This is a genomic window from Sphingobacterium puteale, assembly GCF_050986225.1.
Taxonomy (GTDB): domain Bacteria; phylum Bacteroidota; class Bacteroidia; order Sphingobacteriales; family Sphingobacteriaceae; genus Sphingobacterium; species Sphingobacterium puteale.
In genome coordinates this window covers 23,179-42,231 of the sequence record NZ_CP158959.1, presented here as the reverse complement: position 1 = coordinate 42,231, position 19,053 = coordinate 23,179, and the positions used below count along the sequence as shown (strand labels likewise).

At 39.8% G+C, this 19,053-nt stretch carries 24 protein-coding genes; 10 read left to right on the top strand and 14 right to left on the bottom strand.

Going from position 1 to position 19,053, the window contains the following annotated elements:
- Positions 1 to 10 precede the first annotated feature (10 nt).
- The 5 genes from rimO to rpmB form a co-directional block, all read right to left on the bottom strand.
- A complete protein-coding gene (gene rimO / locus ABTV71_RS00250; protein WP_433901852.1) occupies positions 11 to 1,348 on the bottom strand; it encodes a 30S ribosomal protein S12 methylthiotransferase RimO in 1,338 nt (445 codons plus the stop codon).
- 148 nt (positions 1,349 to 1,496) lie between these two features.
- A complete protein-coding gene (gene ftsY / locus ABTV71_RS00245) occupies positions 1,497 to 2,459 on the bottom strand; it encodes a signal recognition particle-docking protein FtsY (protein ID WP_077436836.1) in 963 nt (320 codons plus the stop codon).
- Between the two features lie 134 nt (positions 2,460 to 2,593).
- Positions 2,594 to 2,761: a DUF4295 domain-containing protein gene (locus tag ABTV71_RS00240; protein WP_077436837.1), complete on the bottom strand. Its 168-nt coding sequence runs from the start codon at positions 2,759 to 2,761 to the stop codon at positions 2,594 to 2,596.
- Positions 2,762 to 2,816: 55 nt separating this feature from the next.
- On the bottom strand, positions 2,817 to 2,999 hold the full coding sequence (gene rpmG, locus ABTV71_RS00235; RefSeq protein WP_002998409.1) for a 50S ribosomal protein L33: 183 nt from the start codon (positions 2,997 to 2,999) through the stop codon (positions 2,817 to 2,819).
- Between the two features lie 77 nt (positions 3,000 to 3,076).
- Positions 3,077 to 3,310: a 50S ribosomal protein L28 gene (rpmB, locus tag ABTV71_RS00230; protein ID WP_046672597.1), complete on the bottom strand. Its 234-nt coding sequence runs from the start codon at positions 3,308 to 3,310 to the stop codon at positions 3,077 to 3,079.
- 218 nt (positions 3,311 to 3,528) lie between these two features.
- Here rpmB and ABTV71_RS00225 point away from each other — a divergent pair, with 218 nt between their 5' ends.
- From ABTV71_RS00225 to ABTV71_RS00215, 3 genes are all read left to right on the top strand, one after another.
- Positions 3,529 to 3,795 carry a signal peptidase gene (locus tag ABTV71_RS00225; protein WP_121125363.1) on the top strand — a complete coding sequence of 89 codons (267 nt, stop codon included), beginning with the start codon at positions 3,529 to 3,531 and terminating at the stop codon, positions 3,793 to 3,795.
- Positions 3,779 to 4,501: a DNA repair protein RecO gene (gene recO / locus ABTV71_RS00220; RefSeq protein ID WP_433901851.1), complete on the top strand. Its 723-nt coding sequence runs from the start codon at positions 3,779 to 3,781 to the stop codon at positions 4,499 to 4,501. The genes ABTV71_RS00225 and recO overlap by 17 nt, the downstream gene beginning before the upstream one ends.
- A gap of 242 nt (positions 4,502 to 4,743) precedes the next feature.
- A complete protein-coding gene (locus tag ABTV71_RS00215; RefSeq protein WP_433901850.1) occupies positions 4,744 to 5,280 on the top strand; it encodes a DUF805 domain-containing protein in 537 nt (178 codons plus the stop codon).
- 408 nt (positions 5,281 to 5,688) lie between these two features.
- Here the strand turns inward: ABTV71_RS00215 and ABTV71_RS00210 are convergent, their stop codons facing one another.
- Positions 5,689 to 5,880: a cold-shock protein gene (locus ABTV71_RS00210; protein ID WP_046672593.1), complete on the bottom strand. Its 192-nt coding sequence runs from the start codon at positions 5,878 to 5,880 to the stop codon at positions 5,689 to 5,691.
- Between the two features lie 163 nt (positions 5,881 to 6,043).
- Between ABTV71_RS00210 and ABTV71_RS00205 the strand changes: the two genes are divergently transcribed.
- From ABTV71_RS00205 to gcvT, 6 genes are all read left to right on the top strand, one after another.
- Positions 6,044 to 6,760 carry an SIMPL domain-containing protein gene (locus ABTV71_RS00205; protein ID WP_077436842.1) on the top strand — a complete coding sequence of 239 codons (717 nt, stop codon included), beginning with the start codon at positions 6,044 to 6,046 and terminating at the stop codon, positions 6,758 to 6,760.
- Positions 6,761 to 6,762: 2 nt separating this feature from the next.
- Positions 6,763 to 7,260, top strand: coding sequence for a DUF4112 domain-containing protein (locus ABTV71_RS00200; protein ID WP_433901849.1), 498 nt, complete (start codon positions 6,763 to 6,765; stop codon positions 7,258 to 7,260).
- A gap of 145 nt (positions 7,261 to 7,405) precedes the next feature.
- The gene (locus ABTV71_RS00195; RefSeq protein WP_121125368.1) at positions 7,406 to 7,774 is read left to right on the top strand and encodes a DUF4359 domain-containing protein; all 369 of its coding nucleotides are present in this window, start codon (positions 7,406 to 7,408) and stop codon (positions 7,772 to 7,774) included.
- A gap of 1 nt (position 7,775) precedes the next feature.
- Positions 7,776 to 8,462, top strand: coding sequence for a pseudouridine synthase (locus ABTV71_RS00190; protein ID WP_433901848.1), 687 nt, complete (start codon positions 7,776 to 7,778; stop codon positions 8,460 to 8,462).
- On the top strand, positions 8,459 to 9,280 hold the full coding sequence (locus ABTV71_RS00185) for a DUF6929 family protein (RefSeq protein WP_433901847.1): 822 nt from the start codon (positions 8,459 to 8,461) through the stop codon (positions 9,278 to 9,280). The genes ABTV71_RS00190 and ABTV71_RS00185 overlap by 4 nt, the downstream gene beginning before the upstream one ends.
- Positions 9,281 to 9,360: 80 nt before the next feature.
- Positions 9,361 to 10,443, top strand: coding sequence for a glycine cleavage system aminomethyltransferase GcvT (gene gcvT / locus ABTV71_RS00180; protein ID WP_121125371.1), 1,083 nt, complete (start codon positions 9,361 to 9,363; stop codon positions 10,441 to 10,443).
- A gap of 82 nt (positions 10,444 to 10,525) precedes the next feature.
- Here the strand turns inward: gcvT and ABTV71_RS00175 are convergent, their stop codons facing one another.
- Genes ABTV71_RS00175 through ABTV71_RS00165 form a run of 3 tightly spaced genes read right to left on the bottom strand, consistent with a single transcriptional unit; the run spans position 10,526 to position 11,385 of the window.
- Positions 10,526 to 10,768 carry a DUF6358 family protein gene (locus ABTV71_RS00175; RefSeq protein ID WP_121125372.1) on the bottom strand — a complete coding sequence of 81 codons (243 nt, stop codon included), beginning with the start codon at positions 10,766 to 10,768 and terminating at the stop codon, positions 10,526 to 10,528.
- A 1-nt stretch (position 10,769) separates the two neighbouring features.
- Positions 10,770 to 11,069, bottom strand: a complete 300-nt coding sequence (locus ABTV71_RS00170) for a PLDc N-terminal domain-containing protein (RefSeq protein ID WP_433901846.1) — start codon at positions 11,067 to 11,069, stop codon at positions 10,770 to 10,772.
- Between the two features lies 1 nt (position 11,070).
- Positions 11,071 to 11,385 carry a rhodanese-like domain-containing protein gene (locus ABTV71_RS00165; protein WP_070562591.1) on the bottom strand — a complete coding sequence of 105 codons (315 nt, stop codon included), beginning with the start codon at positions 11,383 to 11,385 and terminating at the stop codon, positions 11,071 to 11,073.
- Positions 11,386 to 11,652: 267 nt separating this feature from the next.
- Between ABTV71_RS00165 and ABTV71_RS00160 the strand changes: the two genes are divergently transcribed.
- Complete coding sequence (locus ABTV71_RS00160) at positions 11,653 to 12,957, top strand: M20/M25/M40 family metallo-hydrolase (RefSeq protein WP_433901845.1); 1,305 nt, start codon at positions 11,653 to 11,655, stop codon at positions 12,955 to 12,957.
- Here ABTV71_RS00160 and ABTV71_RS00155 read toward each other — a convergent pair.
- From ABTV71_RS00155 to secA, 5 genes are read right to left on the bottom strand one after another with little or no spacing between them, the layout of a single operon-like run.
- Positions 12,954 to 13,454 carry a GNAT family N-acetyltransferase gene (locus tag ABTV71_RS00155; protein ID WP_121125375.1) on the bottom strand — a complete coding sequence of 167 codons (501 nt, stop codon included), beginning with the start codon at positions 13,452 to 13,454 and terminating at the stop codon, positions 12,954 to 12,956. The two genes, ABTV71_RS00160 and ABTV71_RS00155, sit on opposite strands and share 4 nt — an antisense overlap.
- The gene (locus tag ABTV71_RS00150) at positions 13,451 to 14,023 is read right to left on the bottom strand and encodes a thiamine diphosphokinase (RefSeq protein WP_433901844.1); all 573 of its coding nucleotides are present in this window, start codon (positions 14,021 to 14,023) and stop codon (positions 13,451 to 13,453) included. The genes ABTV71_RS00155 and ABTV71_RS00150 overlap by 4 nt, the downstream gene beginning before the upstream one ends.
- 10 nt (positions 14,024 to 14,033) lie before the next feature.
- A complete protein-coding gene (locus tag ABTV71_RS00145) occupies positions 14,034 to 15,224 on the bottom strand; it encodes a M20 metallopeptidase family protein (RefSeq protein ID WP_433901843.1) in 1,191 nt (396 codons plus the stop codon).
- 13 nt (positions 15,225 to 15,237) lie between these two features.
- Positions 15,238 to 15,696, bottom strand: a complete 459-nt coding sequence (locus ABTV71_RS00140) for an SPOR domain-containing protein (protein ID WP_121125378.1) — start codon at positions 15,694 to 15,696, stop codon at positions 15,238 to 15,240.
- A 20-nt stretch (positions 15,697 to 15,716) separates the two neighbouring features.
- Positions 15,717 to 19,004: a preprotein translocase subunit SecA gene (gene secA / locus ABTV71_RS00135; RefSeq protein WP_433901842.1), complete on the bottom strand. Its 3,288-nt coding sequence runs from the start codon at positions 19,002 to 19,004 to the stop codon at positions 15,717 to 15,719.
- Positions 19,005 to 19,053: the final 49 nt, after the last annotated feature.

Genomic DNA, 19,053 nt, shown 5'->3' with positions numbered 1-19,053 from the left:
CAACCGGATATTATTTTTTGACAATTTTGCCATAGAGATCGAAATCTTCCGCACGGTCGATTTTTACCTGAACAAAATCGCCGATTCGCGCATAAGAATCCGCCGCTGAAATCAAGACCTCATTATCCACTTCCGGAGAATCATATTCTGTTCGCCCGATAAAATAATCTCCGTCCACACGATCGACTAATACCTTATATGTATTGCCCACTTTCGATTGATTAATATCGTAAGAAATTCCTTGTTGAACCTCCATAATAGCCTCAACTCGTTCTTCTTTTGTCTCTTGTGGAACATTGTCCTCCAATGTATGCGCATGGGTTTTTTCCTCATGGGAATAGGTAAAACAGCCCAAACGGTCAAAACGAGTTTCTTCCACCCACTCCAACATCTCTTGAAAATCCTGTTCCGTCTCGTCGGGGTATCCACAGATTAATGTCGTACGCAACGCGATATCAGGCACTTTGTCCCGGATCGCATTGACAAGGTCAATCTGTTTCTGTTTGGTTGTCCCTCTACGCATAGACTTCAACATTGGGTCTGAAATATGCTGCAATGGCATATCCAGGTAATTACAGATATTTGAACGCTCATTCATTGCATCCAAAATATCCATTGGAAACCCCGAAGGATAGGCATACTGTAAACGGATCCACTCAATACCATCCACATCGGATAAATGACGCATTAGGTCTGAAAGATTACGTTTCCCATAGATATCCAATCCATAATAGGTTAAATCTTGCGCGATTAAAATTAATTCTTTGGTTCCATTTGATGCCAAAAATTTCGCTTCCTTAACCAAATCATCAATTGATTTGGAAACATGCTTACCACGCATTAATGGTATTGCACAAAATGAACATGGACGGTTACAGCCTTCTGCGATCTTAAAATAAGAAAAGTGTGAAGGGGTGGTCAACAAGCGTTCGCCCAATAATTCATGGCGATAGTCCGCTCCGATAGAAGAGAGTAAATCAGGCAAATCATTTGTCCCGAAATAGGCATCCACACTCGGAATTTCAGCTTGCAGTTCCGGCTTATAACGTTCCGAAAGGCATCCGGTAACAATCACCTTATTGATCTTACCTTGATCCTTTAATTCTGAATATTGTAAGATTGCATCAATGGATTCCTGTTTAGCATTGTCAATAAATCCACAGGTATTGATGACAACAATATCATTCTCCTGTATATTTGAGGCCTCATGGACAACTTCCATCTGATTACCTTTCAGTTGGCCCATCAGCACTTCACTATCGTGAATATTTTTCGAACAGCCCAAAGTAACGACGTTGACACGTGGTTTATTGATCAATGGGACAGGTTTCGTATATTTTGTCTTCATATGATTAGAAGGGTTTGTCAAGAAACAAAAAGGAGCACCTGACTAAGGAAACAAGGTTTTAAACATGTCCATTTATTTCCTCAATCTGATTAATCATCATGCACAAGCAAAAGATGACAACTTTATTTCTGACAATAATTTTAATTTTCTATTTGAAAAGGGAGTCTACAAATTCCTTTTTATTAAATAATTGGAGATCGCCTATTTTTTCGCCTACACCAATGTATTTCACCGGGATTTTGAACTGATCGGATATCCCTATAACAACACCGCCTTTGGCTGTTCCATCCAATTTCGTCAGTGCCAGAGCGTTCACATCCGTAGCCTGTGTAAACTGTGTGCATTGCTCAATGGCATTCTGACCTGTAGAGGCATCTAAGACCAACAAAATTTCATGTGGAGCGCCGGGAACGACTTTTTGCATGACATTTTTTATCTTGGTCAATTCATTCATTAGACCAACCTTATTATGTAAACGGCCTGCCGTGTCAATAATACAGACATCTTCCCCATTTGCAACAGCAGACTTAACCGTATCATAAGCGACCGAAGCGGGATCCGAACCCATTGCCTGTGCCACAACGCGCACGCCAACACGCTCACCCCACAGTTTAAGCTGATCCACAGCTGCGGCGCGAAATGTATCTGCAGCACCTAACACGACTTTACTTCCAGCTTGTTTGAGTTGATGCGCAAGTTTGCCTATTGTTGTCGTCTTACCAACACCATTCACTCCGACGACCATAATGACATAAGGCTTATGATCTCCGTAATTGAAGTTTTCAAAATCTGAGCTGTTATTTTCGGCAAGTAAGGTCTGAATCTCTTCTTTCAGTAAATTGTTTAGCTCTGAAGTGGAGACATATTTATCTCGGGCAACACGCGCTTGTATGCGGTCTATGATTTTTAAAGTCGTCGTAACCCCCACATCAGAAGTAACCAAAACCTCTTCCAGATTATCAAGCACATCGTCATCTACAGTAGATTTACCCACTACAGCTTTCGTTATCTTGGAAAGAAATCCTTCTTTGGTTTTTTCCAAACCCTTGTCTAAGGCTTGCTCTTCTTCTTGTGTTTGCGGCTTTTTCTTAAAAAAATCAAATAATCCCATGGAGTGTTTAGTGAAAATTGATGTCCAAATATAAACAAATGTCCTCAACAAAAAAAGCCCTTTCGGTAGGATACCAAAACGGCTATTTTTATCGAATTCTTTTTAAAGAAAAACTTTAAAAAAGGAAAATGCTACTAGTTATTTTTTTGAGCTTCTGCAACTACGTCTTTCACTTTATCGTTGTGAACCATACCTTCTTTGAAAGTATACGCGCCAGTTTTTGCAGATTTAGTAGTAACAATAACCTTTGTAAATTCTTTACCGCCACCTTTTTGTAACGATGCAACTGCTTTCTTTGCCATGGTATTTTAAATATTTTTACTCAGCCCGCTATTTGCAAGTGCTAAGATGGGTGAATTACTTAATTTCTTTATGAACAGTAACTTTTCTCAATACTGGGTTGAATTTTTTCAACTCCAAACGCTCAGTTGTGTTCTTTTTGTTTTTAGTAGTGATGTAACGAGACATTCCCGGAAGACCACTTTCTTTGTGTTCAGTACATTCTAAGATAACTTGTACTCTATTTCCTTTTTTAGCCATTGTTTTACTTTATTTTGAATCCTAATATAGGATTGAAATTCATGAATAATCTTAATGTAACAGGCGATAAATCAATATTAAATTGATCCTTTAACGATAAATTTATTGATCGCAGCTGTAATACCGTTCTTGTTGATGGTCTTGATAGCAGAAGTAGATACTTTCAACGTAATCCAACGATCTTCTTCTGGAATGTAAAAACGTTTAGTTTGTAAATTTGGATAGAATTTACGTTTAGTTTTAACGTTTGAGTGAGAAACGTTATTTCCTGTTAACGCTGCTTTGCCTGTTAAATCACAAATTCTTGACATGATATTATCTTTTTTGTTGTCTTTATTACAATATATTAATCCTTTGCACTCTCTGCAAAGAGTTTGCAAATATCTATATTTTTTTTTAGATAAGCAACAACATTATGGGAATTATTTTTAAAAATAGTTCTACACAGGAACGGTACGGGCAAAAATAAAGCATTTTATTGTATTATATTTGCTCTGTAAAGAAAAATAGTTTTCAACAATTCACATTTATGAACAAATATCTTCGCAAGGGCCTAAGAGAAATAATCATCGGCACGTTGTTCGTTATCCTAGGTTATTACCTGATGGAGCAACGATCTAACTGGTACAAGTTAGCCATGATCATCGGAGTTATTACATTCGGTATCGGTGTCCTGACATTAATCTATCGAATGATTCGGAAAGTAGACCGCAATGCACTTATTGAAATGCGTGAAGAGGCTCATAAGGAGGAAATTCATAAAAAAGAAAAGGAAGGGGATGCTGAACAAAACTAGAGGTATCGTCTTAAAAACAACGAATTATTCGGAAAGCAGCCTCGTTGCACAGATATATACTGAATCCTTTGGTATGCAATCGTACCTCATTGCCGGCGCACGCAAGCCAAAGGCCAAAATCAAAGCCAATATCTTACAGCCTTTGCATCTACTTGAAATTATAGCAACACATAAGGACAATGGCTCACTACAGCGTATTTCCGAAGCCCGGCAGACACCAGTATTACAGGAGATACCTTACGATATTATAAAAAGTTCATTGGCTCTTTTCTTAAATGAAATATTGTACAAAATATTGAAAGAACAGGAAAGTGATCCTTATCTGTTTGAATTCATCCATCAGTCTGTCTGCTGGTTAGACGAAACACATCTCAACCTGGCCAATTTTCACTTGGTATTTTTAATCAAACTGACGCGATTCCTTGGGTTTTATCCAACGGTTTCCAAACGAGCTCTTCCTTATTTTAACCTACATGAAGCAACGTTTTCAAATCTACTGCCGGAACACCCATTCGTGCTTCAGGAACCTCACACGTCAATTTTTCGGAGCCTAACCGAAGCTGAATATTCAAATTGTGACCGCATCAGAATGTCAAGTACAGACAGGCAATTTTTATTGGAAAAATTACTGGATTTCTACCGCCTTCACCGCACAAACTTCAAGGAGATAAAATCGCTCTATATACTCGAAGAGATCTTTCGATAAAACATTTGTCCTTAGATTTTCCTTCGAAATAGCTGCCTATTTCCTACTCAGAAGCAATTCACGGGCTTTTCACCTAAATAAATACTGTTGCTTGTTCAGGTTTCGACAAAGAGCCTATCTTCAGACACTTAATATATCTATAATAATTGTTTTCCCAGATAAATTCTTGGTACATTTATTGTAACAGAATTGTGAACAATTGATTTACTAACATATTTTTCACCTAAAAATCTCAAAATTATATGGAAATTAAAGATTGGTTTTTAAAAGTTGTAAGGGACAATTATGCAAACTTTAATGGCCGTGCTCGTCGTAAAGAGTACTGGATGTTCTTTCTGGCAAATGTTATTATCGGCGTAGTATTCGGAATTCTCGGTCAAATTGCAAGTGTATTTTCTTACATTTCATACCTTATAAGTTTAGCGTTGCTTATTCCGGGCATTGCTGTTGCTGTACGAAGATTACATGACACGAATAAATCAGGCTGGTTTTTATTATTGGGTCTTATTCCATTAGTCAACTTATACTTGATTTATCTGATGGTCATTGAAGGCGACAAGGGACCTAATCAATATGGTCCGGATCCAAAGGCAGAAGAAAATGGAACAAACCATCCATTCAATCAAGCACAAGATCCATTTGGTTCTTCACAACCGAATAACTCCTTTGGAAGTTCACAGCCTGCACAAAATGCGGGGAACAATGATGATCCGTTTGGAAATTCACAAACGCCTCCTTCACCTTCAACACCACCTGCAGATAAAGATCCATTTGCATAGGTCGTTCTAACGGAACAAAAAAAGAGCTTTCATTGTAATGAAAGCTCTTTTTTTGTTTTTTCGATTGCGAAATTTTCCTCAAAAGTGAAAAGTCATCGAGATCAATGTCTATGCTTCTTTTTCTGTTGCCCAGGCGCAAAATCCCTCGCGGATTGTTCTCCATAATATTTTTTTGCCTGACCTGGAGGCATACCTTTTGGTCCACGGCCATGTCTATGCCCATGATGGGTGGAATAACACGCAGACATTGAAATTGCCATCACCACAGAAAGGATCACTATTAAAGTACGTTTCATGTTAAACTATCTATTTGAAACATTTATGCAATTATCAGTCCAAATTTTTTTCAATAAAAAAGCCCATGCTTATCGCATGGGCCTTTTCACAATAAATATATCTTGAATCTAATTAGATAACTCTTACATTTACCGCATTAAGACCTTTACGGCCTTGTTCAACTTCGTAAGATACATTGTCATTCTCACGAACTTTGTCAACTAATCCAGAAACGTGAACAAAAATCTCGCTCTCGCCTGAATTAGGGATGATGAAACCGAAACCTTTGGTCTCATTAAAGAATTTTACTTTACCTTCTTGCATGGCACTATTTTATTAATTTCCCTAAAGGTATAGAAATAAAATCAAAAATCTTAACGTTTTTATTTTTTTTATCCGTTAAACTTTTTTGTCTACTTTGGCTCCAATCTTGTAGCAATGCGATAATAGGAATCGTATTATTATAATAACTTTAAGATAGTAAAACATGAAAAAAATATTATTAGGACTGGCTTTTTTAGGTTTGATGACAAAACTAAACGCTCAACAAATGGTAAATAAAGAATTTGTATCCACAGTGGGTCGCGCAGAGGAAGAAGTAACCCCAGACATCATCTATATAGATGTTACACTGAAGGAATTTTATGACAATGGAAACACCAAGAAAAAGGTTGCCATAGACAAGTTAGAAAAAGATCTCTTCGACTCTGCAACAAAAGCCGGTGTTAAAAAAGAAGATTTTACGATCCAGAATATCTGGAGTTACAATACACCGGAAAAAAAGAAAAAGGATACGGATATCCTACTTTCCAGACAATACCGAATTAAAGTAACGAACTTAAACAACTTAGATCAGTTATTGGATGGAGTTGATAAAGCAGGTATTCAAAGCACTTACATCAGTGAATACGATTACTCGAAGAAAAAAGAACTTGAAAAGACCTTAAAAACGAAAGCGGTATTGGATGCGAAAGCAAATGCGCAGATTCTTGCCGAAGCAGCAGGGCAGAAAATCGGTAAAGCGATCGTGCTTTCTGAGACACCGCAACAGATTATCTTTGGTGTTCAGCCGATGATGCGTAATGCAATGTATAAAGGCGCCATGGCTGAAGCGGCAGACGCTGCTGGTGAAAATGGCCTTGACTTAAATATCAGACCAATGAAAGTAACGAGCGAAATCAGCGCTTCTTTCGAACTATTATAATCATGCAGAGGGAATTATCTCCGGAAGATAAGAAGAAACAAATAAACCAGGATTTCGGTTGGATCAACCGAATATCTTGGTTAATGGATAATCAGTTCAAGATTGGCAACTTCCGGTTCGGACTGGATCCGATCTTGAATCTGATTCCTTTGGGTGGCGCTGTTGCCGGCTTTGGCACATCACTGGTTCTGGTTATCGCCATGTGGCGAAATGGGGCCAGCCCAAAATTAGTTATCCGTATGCTACTCAATATCAGCCTTGATGCGATCTTAGGAAGCATCCCCTTTCTAGGTAATATCTTCGATTTCTATAGCAAAGCCAATGAAAAGAATATCAAATTGCTACGCGAGCACTATTATGAAGGCCGGCACAAAGGTTCGGGCATCGGTATTATCTTATCGATCGTATTGATCCTATTTATCTTAATAGCTGGTGTTTGTTACCTAATCTGGACTTTCTTTTCCTGGGCGTTTTCGCTGTTAAATGGAATTTCTTTCTAAGATCCAACCTTTTCACGCCGTTTTCCCTTCGCTGCACAGCTTCGATATCAAAACAATTGCGCATATCTAATATCTATTTAATAATTTTGATAGCGGTAGATCCAGTTTTGAAACGATCTTTAAACATTAATTTTAGCATAAAAAAATGAGCAAAAAAAGAATATTTGCCCTGCTTCTGATTGTCATCATGCTGGCGGCTATACTGACAAACCCGAGCAAAGAGGAACATGAAAAAATTGTCCGTGCAAAGGCTGAGCAATTACTAAAAAGTCAGCTTCATGCAAAAGACCAGGCTTTTTTCGGATTGGGAATGCAACTTTTCGGCAACAAATTAGTGGACAGCTTTGTCCAGAATTCCGTTGTTATAGACAATTATTATCTTTTCTCTCTGACCAAGATCAAATGGCAAGGCACAGAACAGATTATCGGAGGTGGTGCGTTTAAACAGATTTGGCTGAGCCCCAAGATTGATGAAAAAGCAGATGAAATTATTGCTGCATTGAAAAAAATCTAATATGTCCTTAGAAATTCTTTACGAAGATGAATCCATTGTGGCGATCAATAAGCCGCATGGTCTTTTGGTACATCGTTCATCCATTGCGCGTGACACCTCCGAATTTGCCCTTCAAATACTACGTGACCAGCTGGGCAAAACGGTATACCCTGCTCATCGCCTCGACCGTAAAACTGGTGGAGTCCTTTTGTTTTCTCTGAACAAAGAAACGGATCAATACCTACAAAAAAGTTTTCAGGAACATCAAATTGATAAAAAATACCTTGCTGTGCTCCGAGGATTCGCACCTGAGGAAGGAATTATTGACTATCCCCTGAAAAAAGAAAATGGCACAATACAAGATGCCCAGACATCATTCAGACTGCTGGCCAAAAGTGAGCTCGATATTCCTTTCGGGAAATTTCCAACTTCAAGGTACAGTCTTGTTGAAGCCAATCCACTGACTGGTCGCATGCATCAATTGCGGCGTCACTTTGCACACATCTTTTACCCCATTATCGGTGATCGTCCGCATGGCTGCAATAAACAAAATAAATTCTGGAAAGAGAACTACCAGATGGACACGATGTTACTTCACGCATCAGAATTAACGTTCAATCACCCTTTGTCGGGCGAGACCGTTCGTATAAAAGCAGCTATTCAATCCGATTTCCGGAAAGTTCTTGGAATCTTAAACATACATGAATGATGTTAAAATTAATCCTCGAAGCATTTATTAGCATAACTGGTATCACCGCGGCATCTGGTATCGTCTATAATAACGATGAACTCCATATTGTCTCGGACAACAGCAATTACCTGTATAGCTATAACCTCGCTCAGCAACGCCTATCCAAAACGGCCTTATTGGACACTGAACCCATGGAAAATATCAGCAAAGCGAATAAAATGGATCTTGAATCCATTACTTTCGATGGCAAGTGCTACTACCTGTATGGATCGGGGTCAACTGAAAAGAGAAACAACCGGTTTATTTGGGACGGAAACAAAGTCGTGAAGGAAGACTATAGCGAAATCTACGCGCATTTAATGCAGAAATTTAAGATCAGTAAATCGGACTTCAACATCGAGGGAGTGCTGCATATTGACGATCGGATCTTGTTTTTCAACAGAGGAAATGGCCCCAAAGGAGTCAATGCAATTTTAGAATACAACGGTAAAGCTGAAGATAAATCACGGTGTATTCCAGTGGAATTACCGACGATAAAGGGAATCAGTACCGGTTTTTCGGATGCCGCACTGGTGGGTGAAGACATTTATTTCATCGCGACCGCGGAGGATGCAAAATCAACCTATCTTGACGGCGAGATCGCCGGGTCTTTACTTGGAAAAATACCAGCGGATCTGTCGTCCAAACCTGAAGTATTCCAGATCCCCGGAAATCATAAATTCGAGGGCATTACCTTCAAGGAGAAAACTGATAAGGGTTTAATTTTCCTGCTATGCGAAGATACGGATACAGAAGACGCTGAACTGACTGTTTATTCGTTGAATGTAACGAATTAAATCGTTTGTTCTAAAATAGATTCAAAGCTAGGAATCACGTATATTTTATTAAATTTGCAACTGATTAAAACTTAATTTTTATGTTAAAAAATACTGCCCTTTCGGAGACGCACATTGCTTTAGGAGCAAAGATGGTTCCCTTCGCAGGCTTCAACATGCCAGTACAATATACTGGTATCAATGATGAGCACGAAACAGTTCGTACAGGTGTAGGAGTTTTTGATGTAAGCCACATGGGTGAATTCATCCTCAAAGGTGAAAAGGCCCTGGACCTTCTTCAAAAAATCTCTTCAAATGACGTGTCGAAACTATATGACGGTAAAGTCCAATATGCTTATATTCCAAACGAAACTGGCGGTGTAGTAGACGATTTTCTAACATACCGAATAGATGATAAGACCTATTTTCTGGTTGTCAATGCTTCCAATATCGAAAAAGACTGGAACTGGATTTCCAAATACAATACCGATGGTGTAGAAATGAAAAACATTTCTGACCAGACTTCTTTATTTGCTGTTCAAGGACCTAAAGCAGCGGATGCTTTACAATCACTGACAGATATCGAGCTTGCACCAATGGAATACTATACTTTTGCCAAAGGTACTTTTGCAGGAGTAGATAACGTGTTGGTGTCGGCAACCGGCTATACTGGTGCAGGTGGTTTTGAGATTTATGTGGCCAATGAAGATGCTCAGAAAGTTTGGGACGCTATTTTTGAAGCCGGAAAAGCTTACGGAATCAAACCGATCGGATTAGGTGCCCGCGATACTTTACGTTTAGAAATGGGTTTCTGCCTTTATGGAAATGACATCGACGACAATACTTCGCCTTTGGAGGCTGGGTTAGGTTGGGTAACGAAATTCACGAAAGACTTTGTAAACTCCGCTGCACTTAAAGCCGAAAAAGAAGCCGGACTTAAAAAGAAACTGGTCGGTTTCGAAATGATCGACAGAGGCATCCCGCGCCATGATTACGAGATCGTAGATGCTGATGGCCATGTAATCGGTCGGGTTACTTCGGGAACACAATCTCCGACATTGAAAAAATCGGTTGGTTTGGGTTACGTAGATACTGCATTCGCAAAAGACGGTACAGATATCTTTATCCATATCCGTAATCAAAAAGTAAAAGCTAAAGTAACGAAACCTCCATTTGTAAAATAAGAACGGGGGTAGGCGATATAAAAAAGAGCAGAAGACAATCGTTTTCTGCTCTTTTTGTATGTTATAAGTAAGAAACTCGCTCCTATTTGCTTTTCCCCTTTCCCTGTTTAGCAGCATATTGCTGCTTTTTCTCGCGATCTTTCTCCTGAATCACAACTTTTATGCGTTTGCTTAAGACAACCTTAAGGTAAATAAGTACCACCAAAAATGCGATAGACAATCCCGTCACCAGCATATTTCCGGCTTTATACCCTTCAAATCCACAATACGCCAAAAACACAATGGCCAAGTTCAATACAATATTCAGTATAAAATATTTTGTCATATTACTTTTTTGTTAATCCCAATACCCGTTCTCTCCATCCAGCAAAGAAATAGAAAGCTCCACCGATAATATTGAGCAGTACGATAGCCAGTGCCATCAACATCCGATCACTATTGGGAATTGTCCTGGAAAGCATAATTTCCCGTAAGACCAATATCACCCATAAAAGGGATAATAGAATAGAAAGACTGCCTAATATGGGGAATATACCGAAGCTTAATAGCCGGGCAAATAGGGCTACGATATAAAAAGCAAGACTAAACAAGAAAGCCTGTTTAGTCTGATGCTCCAAATTTGTCATATTAATAAACGTCTAACTCTGGATCGATTTCCTCTTTCCAGGCCAAAATGCCGCCTTTTAAATTTGCAAGATTATCAAAACCTTGTTGTTCCAATAACATAATTGCCTGCGCTGAACGTTTTCCGGAACGACATTGAACGATAACAGGTTTGTCTTTGGCGATTTTATCTGCCTCGATCAGGATCCCTGATAGTGGAATATTCAAACCGTTCAAATTTGAAACCTCATATTCAAATGACTCACGCACATCAATCAATTGAAAATCTTCATTGTTATCGATCTTATTCTTTAATTCCTGTACAGATACTTCTTTCATTGTCAAAAAATTTATAATCAAATATACTACATTTTTTTCTGAATTGTCTGTCTTCAACGGCCATCAGGAACATTCGTGCCTGTTACGAATTCAAGACAACCACGGACACTCTATTGAATGCATCTTTTTACTGAAGGACAATGACAACTTCATTCCTACTTTTATCGTCCTAAGGGGAACGATAATAGGCCTTAGTTGGAGGATAGCACGAATTTTCACAAAAATTACAGGCGAAATCAGTATCTTCATCCGAACATTACTAACGTTATGAATTCAGTACCCAAAATATTTTTAACATTCGCATTAGTTGCCTTATCTTCCATTGCCTTTGGACAGCAAGTTATTTCTGAACAACAGCGTCAGGATGTGGGCCGTATTTTAAATACCTTGGCTTCGGATGATATGCGTGGACGATCGGCTCTGACAAAGGACATTGAGCCAGCGGCAGATTTTATCGCCGGAGAGATGAAAAAAATAGGTCTCAAACCTTATGCGGAAGAGTCTTTCAGACAGACATTCCAATTGGACAAGCTCTCGCCCAAAAGCAACGTCGCGACGATCAATAAAAAGGCTGTTCCCGCTGAGCATATGATATCATTGGGTAACCATGTAACGCTCAAATGGGATGAAAAAAGTCCTGTGAAAGTCGCTTATATTGCATCCGGTGCAGATTTCTCCCAAGCCTTTCGGGAGCATTCCCTATCCCAAGAAAACACGCTTGTACTGGTAGACCCTTCTTTTGAAGCCTCTTTTGTCCGTTTTGGGCAAATGCTCAACAAGCCTAAATTCATAGAAGATCCGAACATACAAAAACCTTCAATAGTCTATCTGTTAAGCACAGAAACACCAAAAACATTTCAAGTCCATATCGAGCGCGATCTTCAGCACTTCCCGCTTTTTAACATTGCCGGAGTTATCCCCGGAAAGAGCAAACCAAATGAATATATAATCTTTTCAGGACATTATGATCATATTGGCATATTGCCTGCCGTAGGACAAGATTCAATTGCCAATGGAGCAGATGACGATGCTTCGGGAGTAACAGCGATGTTGACCCTGGCGGATTATTACAAAAAGAAAAACAACAATGAAAGGACACTTATTTTTGTGGCATTTACGGCCGAAGAGCTCGGCATGTATGGTTCAAAATATTTTTCTAATCATATCAATGCGGATCAGGTCGTGGCAATGATCAATATGGAAATGATCGGAAAAGATTCAAAGTTCGGCCCTAATACGGTCTATATAACAGGTTATGATCAATCTGACTTAGGTAAATTAATGCAGGAAAACCTAAAGAATACAACCTTTAAATTTTATCCCGATCCTTATACAAAACAAAATTTATTCTACCGCAGTGATAATGCCGTGTTAGCGGCAAAGGGTGTTCCCGCCCATTCATTTTCTACTTCCCAAATGGACAAGGATGAGTATTACCACACGGTAAAGGATGAAGTCGCCACGTTAAACGTTCAAAATATTATCTCCAGTATAGAAGCAATTGCTATCGGTACTTCAGGCATTGTAGAAGGCAAGCAAACCCCTTCACGTGTGGAAAAATTAAAAGATTAGGAAGAGGCTGCACGATCTATTGCCCGATGCATGACATAGTCATTGAGCACATAGTCATAATAGGGAATATCAACAGTTTCGACAACCTGAAAGCCCTGCTTTAAATAGAAATGGTAAGCAGGGTTATTTCTATTGACATTGAGTTCCAAAATATCTTTGCCCTTGGCTTTCGCTTTTTCAACAGCAAAGTCAATCAATGCTTTCCCAAAACCTTTTCCCTGAACATCGGGCATCAAATACAGCTTTTCAATACGAAGTTTATCTGCAAGAGTTTTCAGCGCAACAAAGCCTTGGCCAATCCCGTCTTCCTTCAGAATATAAAAGAACTGTCCGCCTACCATGCCTTCAGCTAAGCCTTCAACGGTATAGCTTTTCTCCAGCATAAAATCAATCTGCTCTTTTGAAAGTATTTCACCATAAGCGTCTGGCCATATGATGTGCGCCATATTAGAAATACTACGGATATCTGTCTGTTCGGCTAATTCTATTGTTATCATGAGATTGTCTCTCCTATTAAAATATATTTTGATTTCGAAAATCCGAGGGTAAATAAGCCATCCTCTTCTGTTTCATAAAGATTCTCACCTATTTTCCGAAGTCCTTCTGTGGTGATTTCTTCGCCTTGGCTGTCGATCTTTAGCTGTTCACCTCCTGCTTTCCATTTTGTAAAACCGGTAGTGACAAAATAGTAGCGCATTCCCTGAGCCAATAATACCACATTGATCAGATCCAAATAGCGCTGATAGCGCGCAAGACTTATTTGATCCGTAACAACATTAACCGCTTTATATTGATGTTCGACGAGATACTCAATGGCCGAATTTAAAAAATTATCGGTATATGGAATTACTTTCAAATTCTCCTGTGTTTGATTCGCTTGCGTCTGCGCAAAAACAATATCAAATTTGTATCCTCTAGCGTCCAATGGATCAACCATATTGTTTTCTATAACAATTGTTGGACTCCATTCAAGCAATTGCCCCAAATCTTCTTCGCCTATCAGAAAAAGGTCTTCAATCAGCAGAGCAGGCTCTTGGTTCTCACGAACGATATGATGCGATGACATTTCGAAAAATTTAATAACCTAATCTGCGCAAGGTGATGTAAGCCATCAAGCCCGTACTGATTTCCAATGAGGATTCATCGACATCGAATGTGGGTGTATGTACCGCAGAAGTTATTCCTTTCGCCTTATTTCCTGTACCTAATCGGTAGAAACAAGCATTGATTTCTTGTGAGTAATAGGAAAAATCTTCCGCAGCTGGCCAGAGGTCTAAATCCACGACATTCTCTTTTCCAAGATATTCCTCTACAAAAGTTCGTGCACTTTTGGTCAGTTCAGGAGCATTGATCAAAAATGGATAACCTTTGCGAACTTCGAAGTCGCAAGTAGCCCCCATACTTTCGGCAATTCCGACAGCCATTTTGACCATTGTCTCATGCGCTTCAGCACGCCATTTCTCATCGAATGTACGGAATGTACCCTCAAGATAAACCTGGTCAGGAATAATATTTGTCGCACCATTAGCGATGATTTTGCCAAAAGACAGCACAGTCGGTGTGCGCGGATCCGCAAAACGGCTTGCTACCTGCTGTAAAGCGGTAATAATATGCGCTGTGATCACAATCGGATCAATATTCTGATGCGGGTGTGCACCGTGCCCCCCTCTTCCTTTTACGGTCATAAACAACTCATCACAGGAAGCCATATACTTCCCTTCACGAAATCCCACTTTGCCTGTTTCGATAAACGGCATTACATGTTGACCTATTATAGCGGAAGGTGCGGGATTTTGTAGGGCACCTTCTTTGATCATAATGGACGCTCCGCCAGGCAAACGCTCTTCTCCGGGCTGAAAGATTAATTTCACCGTCCCGCCAAATTCAGCTTTCAGGCTATGTAATATCTTTGCGGTTCCCAACAACGAGGACGTGTGTACATCATGGCCACAAGCATGCATGACCCCCGGAGTATTGGATCCATAAGGTCGGCCTTCAACTTCCTGAATAGGTAATGCATCCATATCCGCACGCAAGGCGATGACCTCATCCGAAGGGAGTTCGCCCTTAATTAACGCCACAATACCTGTGTCTGCTTTTGTTTCGTAAGGGATTCCTAATTGATCCAGCTGTACCTTTACAAATGCCGAGGTATTATATTCTTCAAAGGAAAGTTCAGGGTTTTGATGAAGATGTCTGCGGTTAGCAACTGTATCTTGAAAATATTGATGGGCTAAGGCCAGGACTTTTTCTTTCGTACTTGCCATAAGGTTGTTTGATTTATTGATAAACAAAAACGCTTTCTGAAAAGACGAAAACGTTACTAAAATATTGACGGAGCTCACGCATAAACGCATTCGCTTCGGAACGACTTCTAAAGTCGCCCACCTTCACCCGATAATTGGGTTCATCATAAGTGATATAGGTATCAACATCTTTATACATTCCCCGAAAACGAGTTTGCTCCGAAAAAGCTTGGTTTCGACTGGATCCGGCAAAGATCTGGACGCGAAAACCTCTCACCTTGATTCTTGTTGCCGCGGAACGTACAACAGGTTTCGAAGGAACTGCAGTGGTTTTGCTTTCGACAGGATTGATTCCCATTGCTGCCCTAAAATTTTGAAGCTGTGTAATCAAAGAATCTTTGGTTACAATAACTCCACCTTTTTCCTGTGCTTTTACATGAACAAGCGTAAATAGCACAAGTGCATATATGAAAATCAATCCTCTCTTCAGCATAGTTTAACCTTTCTTGTCGATTAGTTATTTGCGCCGTGGCAATTTTTATATTTCTTACCGGAACCACAAGGACATTCGTCGTTGCGTCCCACTGTATTTTCATTACGAACAGGTTCTTTCGGACCATCATTCACATCCTCTTCACTGACACCAGTAGGTGACACCAAATCTGCTTTTGTCTCAACTGTCTTTACAGGTGCTTGAGTCACTTGTCTCGCCTGTAATGAGGTTGTTTCTTGTCCGGGAATCTCACCTTTAAAAATAAAGCTCACGACATCCTTGTTCATAGAAGCTAACATAGATTTGAACAAGTTAAAGGCCTCCATTTTATAGATAATGATTGGATCCTTTTGTTCATAAACAGCATTTTGAACGGATTGTTTTAGATCATCCATCTCACGCAAATGTTCTTTCCATGCTTCGTCTATCAATGCCAATACAATGCCTTTTTCAAAGGATTTGAACACCTCTTTACCGTTGCTCTCAATCGCTTTTTTCAAATTTGCTGAAACTTGAATACCACGGATACCATCCGTAAATGGAATCACTACATTTTCAACAATCTGACCACGTTCTGCGTATACATTGTTTAATACAGGAACTGTCAACGCGCCGATCGCGTTTATTTTATGATGATATGCTCTACTTGCTTGATCAAAAAGACGGTCTGTCAACCCTTCGATCTTTCCTTGCGCAAATTCTTCAGCAGTGATTTCTGGTGTAATAGCAAAGATACGGATAACCTCAATTTGGAAGTCTTCGTAATTTCCTTGCTCCTTCGCTTCAGCGACAATCTCTTCAGCAACGTCAAAGATCATATTATTCAAATCCACATCCAAACGCTCGCCAAACAAAGCATTTTTACGTTTAGTATAGATTACTGTACGTTGGGAGTTCATGACATCATCGTATTCCAATAGACGTTTACGAATACCAAAGTTGTTCTCCTCAACCTTACGTTGTGCTCGTTCAATAGATTTGGTCAGCATGCTATGTTGCATCACTTCACCCTCTTCAACCCCCATTTTCACCATGATATTGGAGATTCTTTCAGAAGCAAACAAACGCATTAAGTTGTCTTCCAACGAAACGAAGAATTGTGATGATCCCGGATCTCCCTGACGACCTGCACGACCACGTAACTGACGGTCGACACGACGGGATTCATGTCGTTCAGTACCGATAATCGCAAGACCACCGGCATTCTTAACTTCTTCGGTCAATTTAATATCCGTACCACGACCAGCCATATTCGTTGCGATAGTCACTTGTCCAGGGCGACCAGCTTCGGCAACAATATCAGCCTCTTTTTGGTGCAATTTTGCATTCAATACATTATGTTTGATTTTGCGTAACTGAAGCATACGACTCAACAACTCGGAAATTTCAACTGATGTTGTACCAACCAACACCGGGCGACCTTGTTCTGTTAATCGTTGAATTTCTTCGGCTACCGCATTGTATTTCTCGCGCGCAGTACGGTAAATCAAATCTTGACGGTCCTCACGTTGGATACCACGATTTGTAGGGATTTCAACAACATCTAACTTATAGATTTCCCAAAGCTCGCCAGCTTCTGTTGAAGCAGTACCAGTCATCCCTGAAAGTTTGTGGTACATACGGAAGTAATTCTGCAAAGTAATCGTCGCGTACGTTTGTGTCGCATCTTCGACCTTTACATTTTCTTTCGCTTCGATAGCCTGGTGCAAACCGTCTGAGTAGCGACGACCATCCATGATACGGCCTGTTTGCTCATCGACAATTTTCACTTTACCCTCATCCACGATATATTCCACATCATTTTCAAACAAGGTATACGCTTTTAACAGCTGGTTGATTGAGTGAATGCGTTCCGCTTTTATCGAATAATCACGTAATAAATCCTCCTTCTGTGCAGCTTTCTCTTCTAGGCTCAAACTAGATTTTTCAATTTCAGCAATAGCTGTACCCACATCTGGTAAGATAAAGAAGGAAGGATCCTCACCCGTCGCTGTGATCAACTCGATACCTTTTTCTGTTAATTCGACTTGATTATTTTTTTCGTCAATCACAAAATAAAGTTCTGCATCTACTTTAGGCATATTTTTATTTTGTTCTTGCATATAGTAGTTTTCTACTTTTTGCAAGATAGAACGATTGGCGCCTTCACTCAGGAACTTGATCAAGGCTTTATTTTTAGGTAGACCTCTGTACGCTCTCAATAAAGCTAGCCCCCCCCCTTCAACATCAGAATCACCTGCAGCCAATGCCTTTTTAGCATCATTTAATACGGTATTGATATAAGCTTTTTGTACATGTACCAAACGTTCAATACGTGGTTTCAATTGATAGAATTCATGTTGATCGCCACGTGGGATCGGACCTGAAATAATCAATGGTGTACGGGCATCGTCAATTAAAACCGAGTCAACCTCATCGACCATGGCAAAATGCAATTTACCTTGCACCAATGCATCCGGCGTCTGAACCATATTATCACGTAAATAGTCGAAACCAAATTCGTTGTTCGTACCATATACGATATCCGATTGGTATGCCTTACGGCGTTGTGGCGAATTTGGTTGGTGTTTATCAATACAATCTACGGATAAACCATGGAATTCAAATAAAGGTGCGTTCCATTCGGAGTCACGACGGGCAAGATAGTCATTCACGGTCACGATATGTACCCCTTGTCCAGAAAGCGCGTTTAGATATGTTGGCAAAGTTCCGACCAATGTCTTCCCCTCACCGGTAGCCATCTCCGCAATCTTTCCGCTATGCAGTACAATACCACCGATCAACTGTACATCATAATGTATCATATTCCAGGTTACCTCAGTACCTGCAGCCATCCACTTGTTTTTCCAAATCGCTTTATCACCATTGATAATAACGTTTGGCTTGTAGACAGCCAATTCTCGGTCAAAATCACTGGCAGTAACTTCCAGTTCTTCGTTTTCTGTCAAACGTCTTGAAGTTTCCTTCACCACGGCAAATGCCTCGGGCAAAATATCCTTCAATACCTCTTCCAACTTCTTATCACGGTCTTTAGACAACTTGTCAACTTGCTCGTAAATAGAAGTCTTTTTAGCCATATCGTCCTCATCTTGATCCGCCTCTGCTTTTAGCGTATCTATTTCTTGGTCAATATCTGCGAGGTAATTCTTAATTCTTTCTTTGAAGTCAGCGGTCTTGGCACGTAACTCGTCATTGGTTAGATTTGAAAGCTTATCATATTCAGCCTTGATTTGCTCTACAACCGGCTGAATCCCCTTGATATCTCTTTCGGATTTACTTCCAAATAATTTACTTAAAAACTTTAACATAATTTTTTTTCTATCTCAACTAAAGATTTTGTACAATAATGACTCCAAA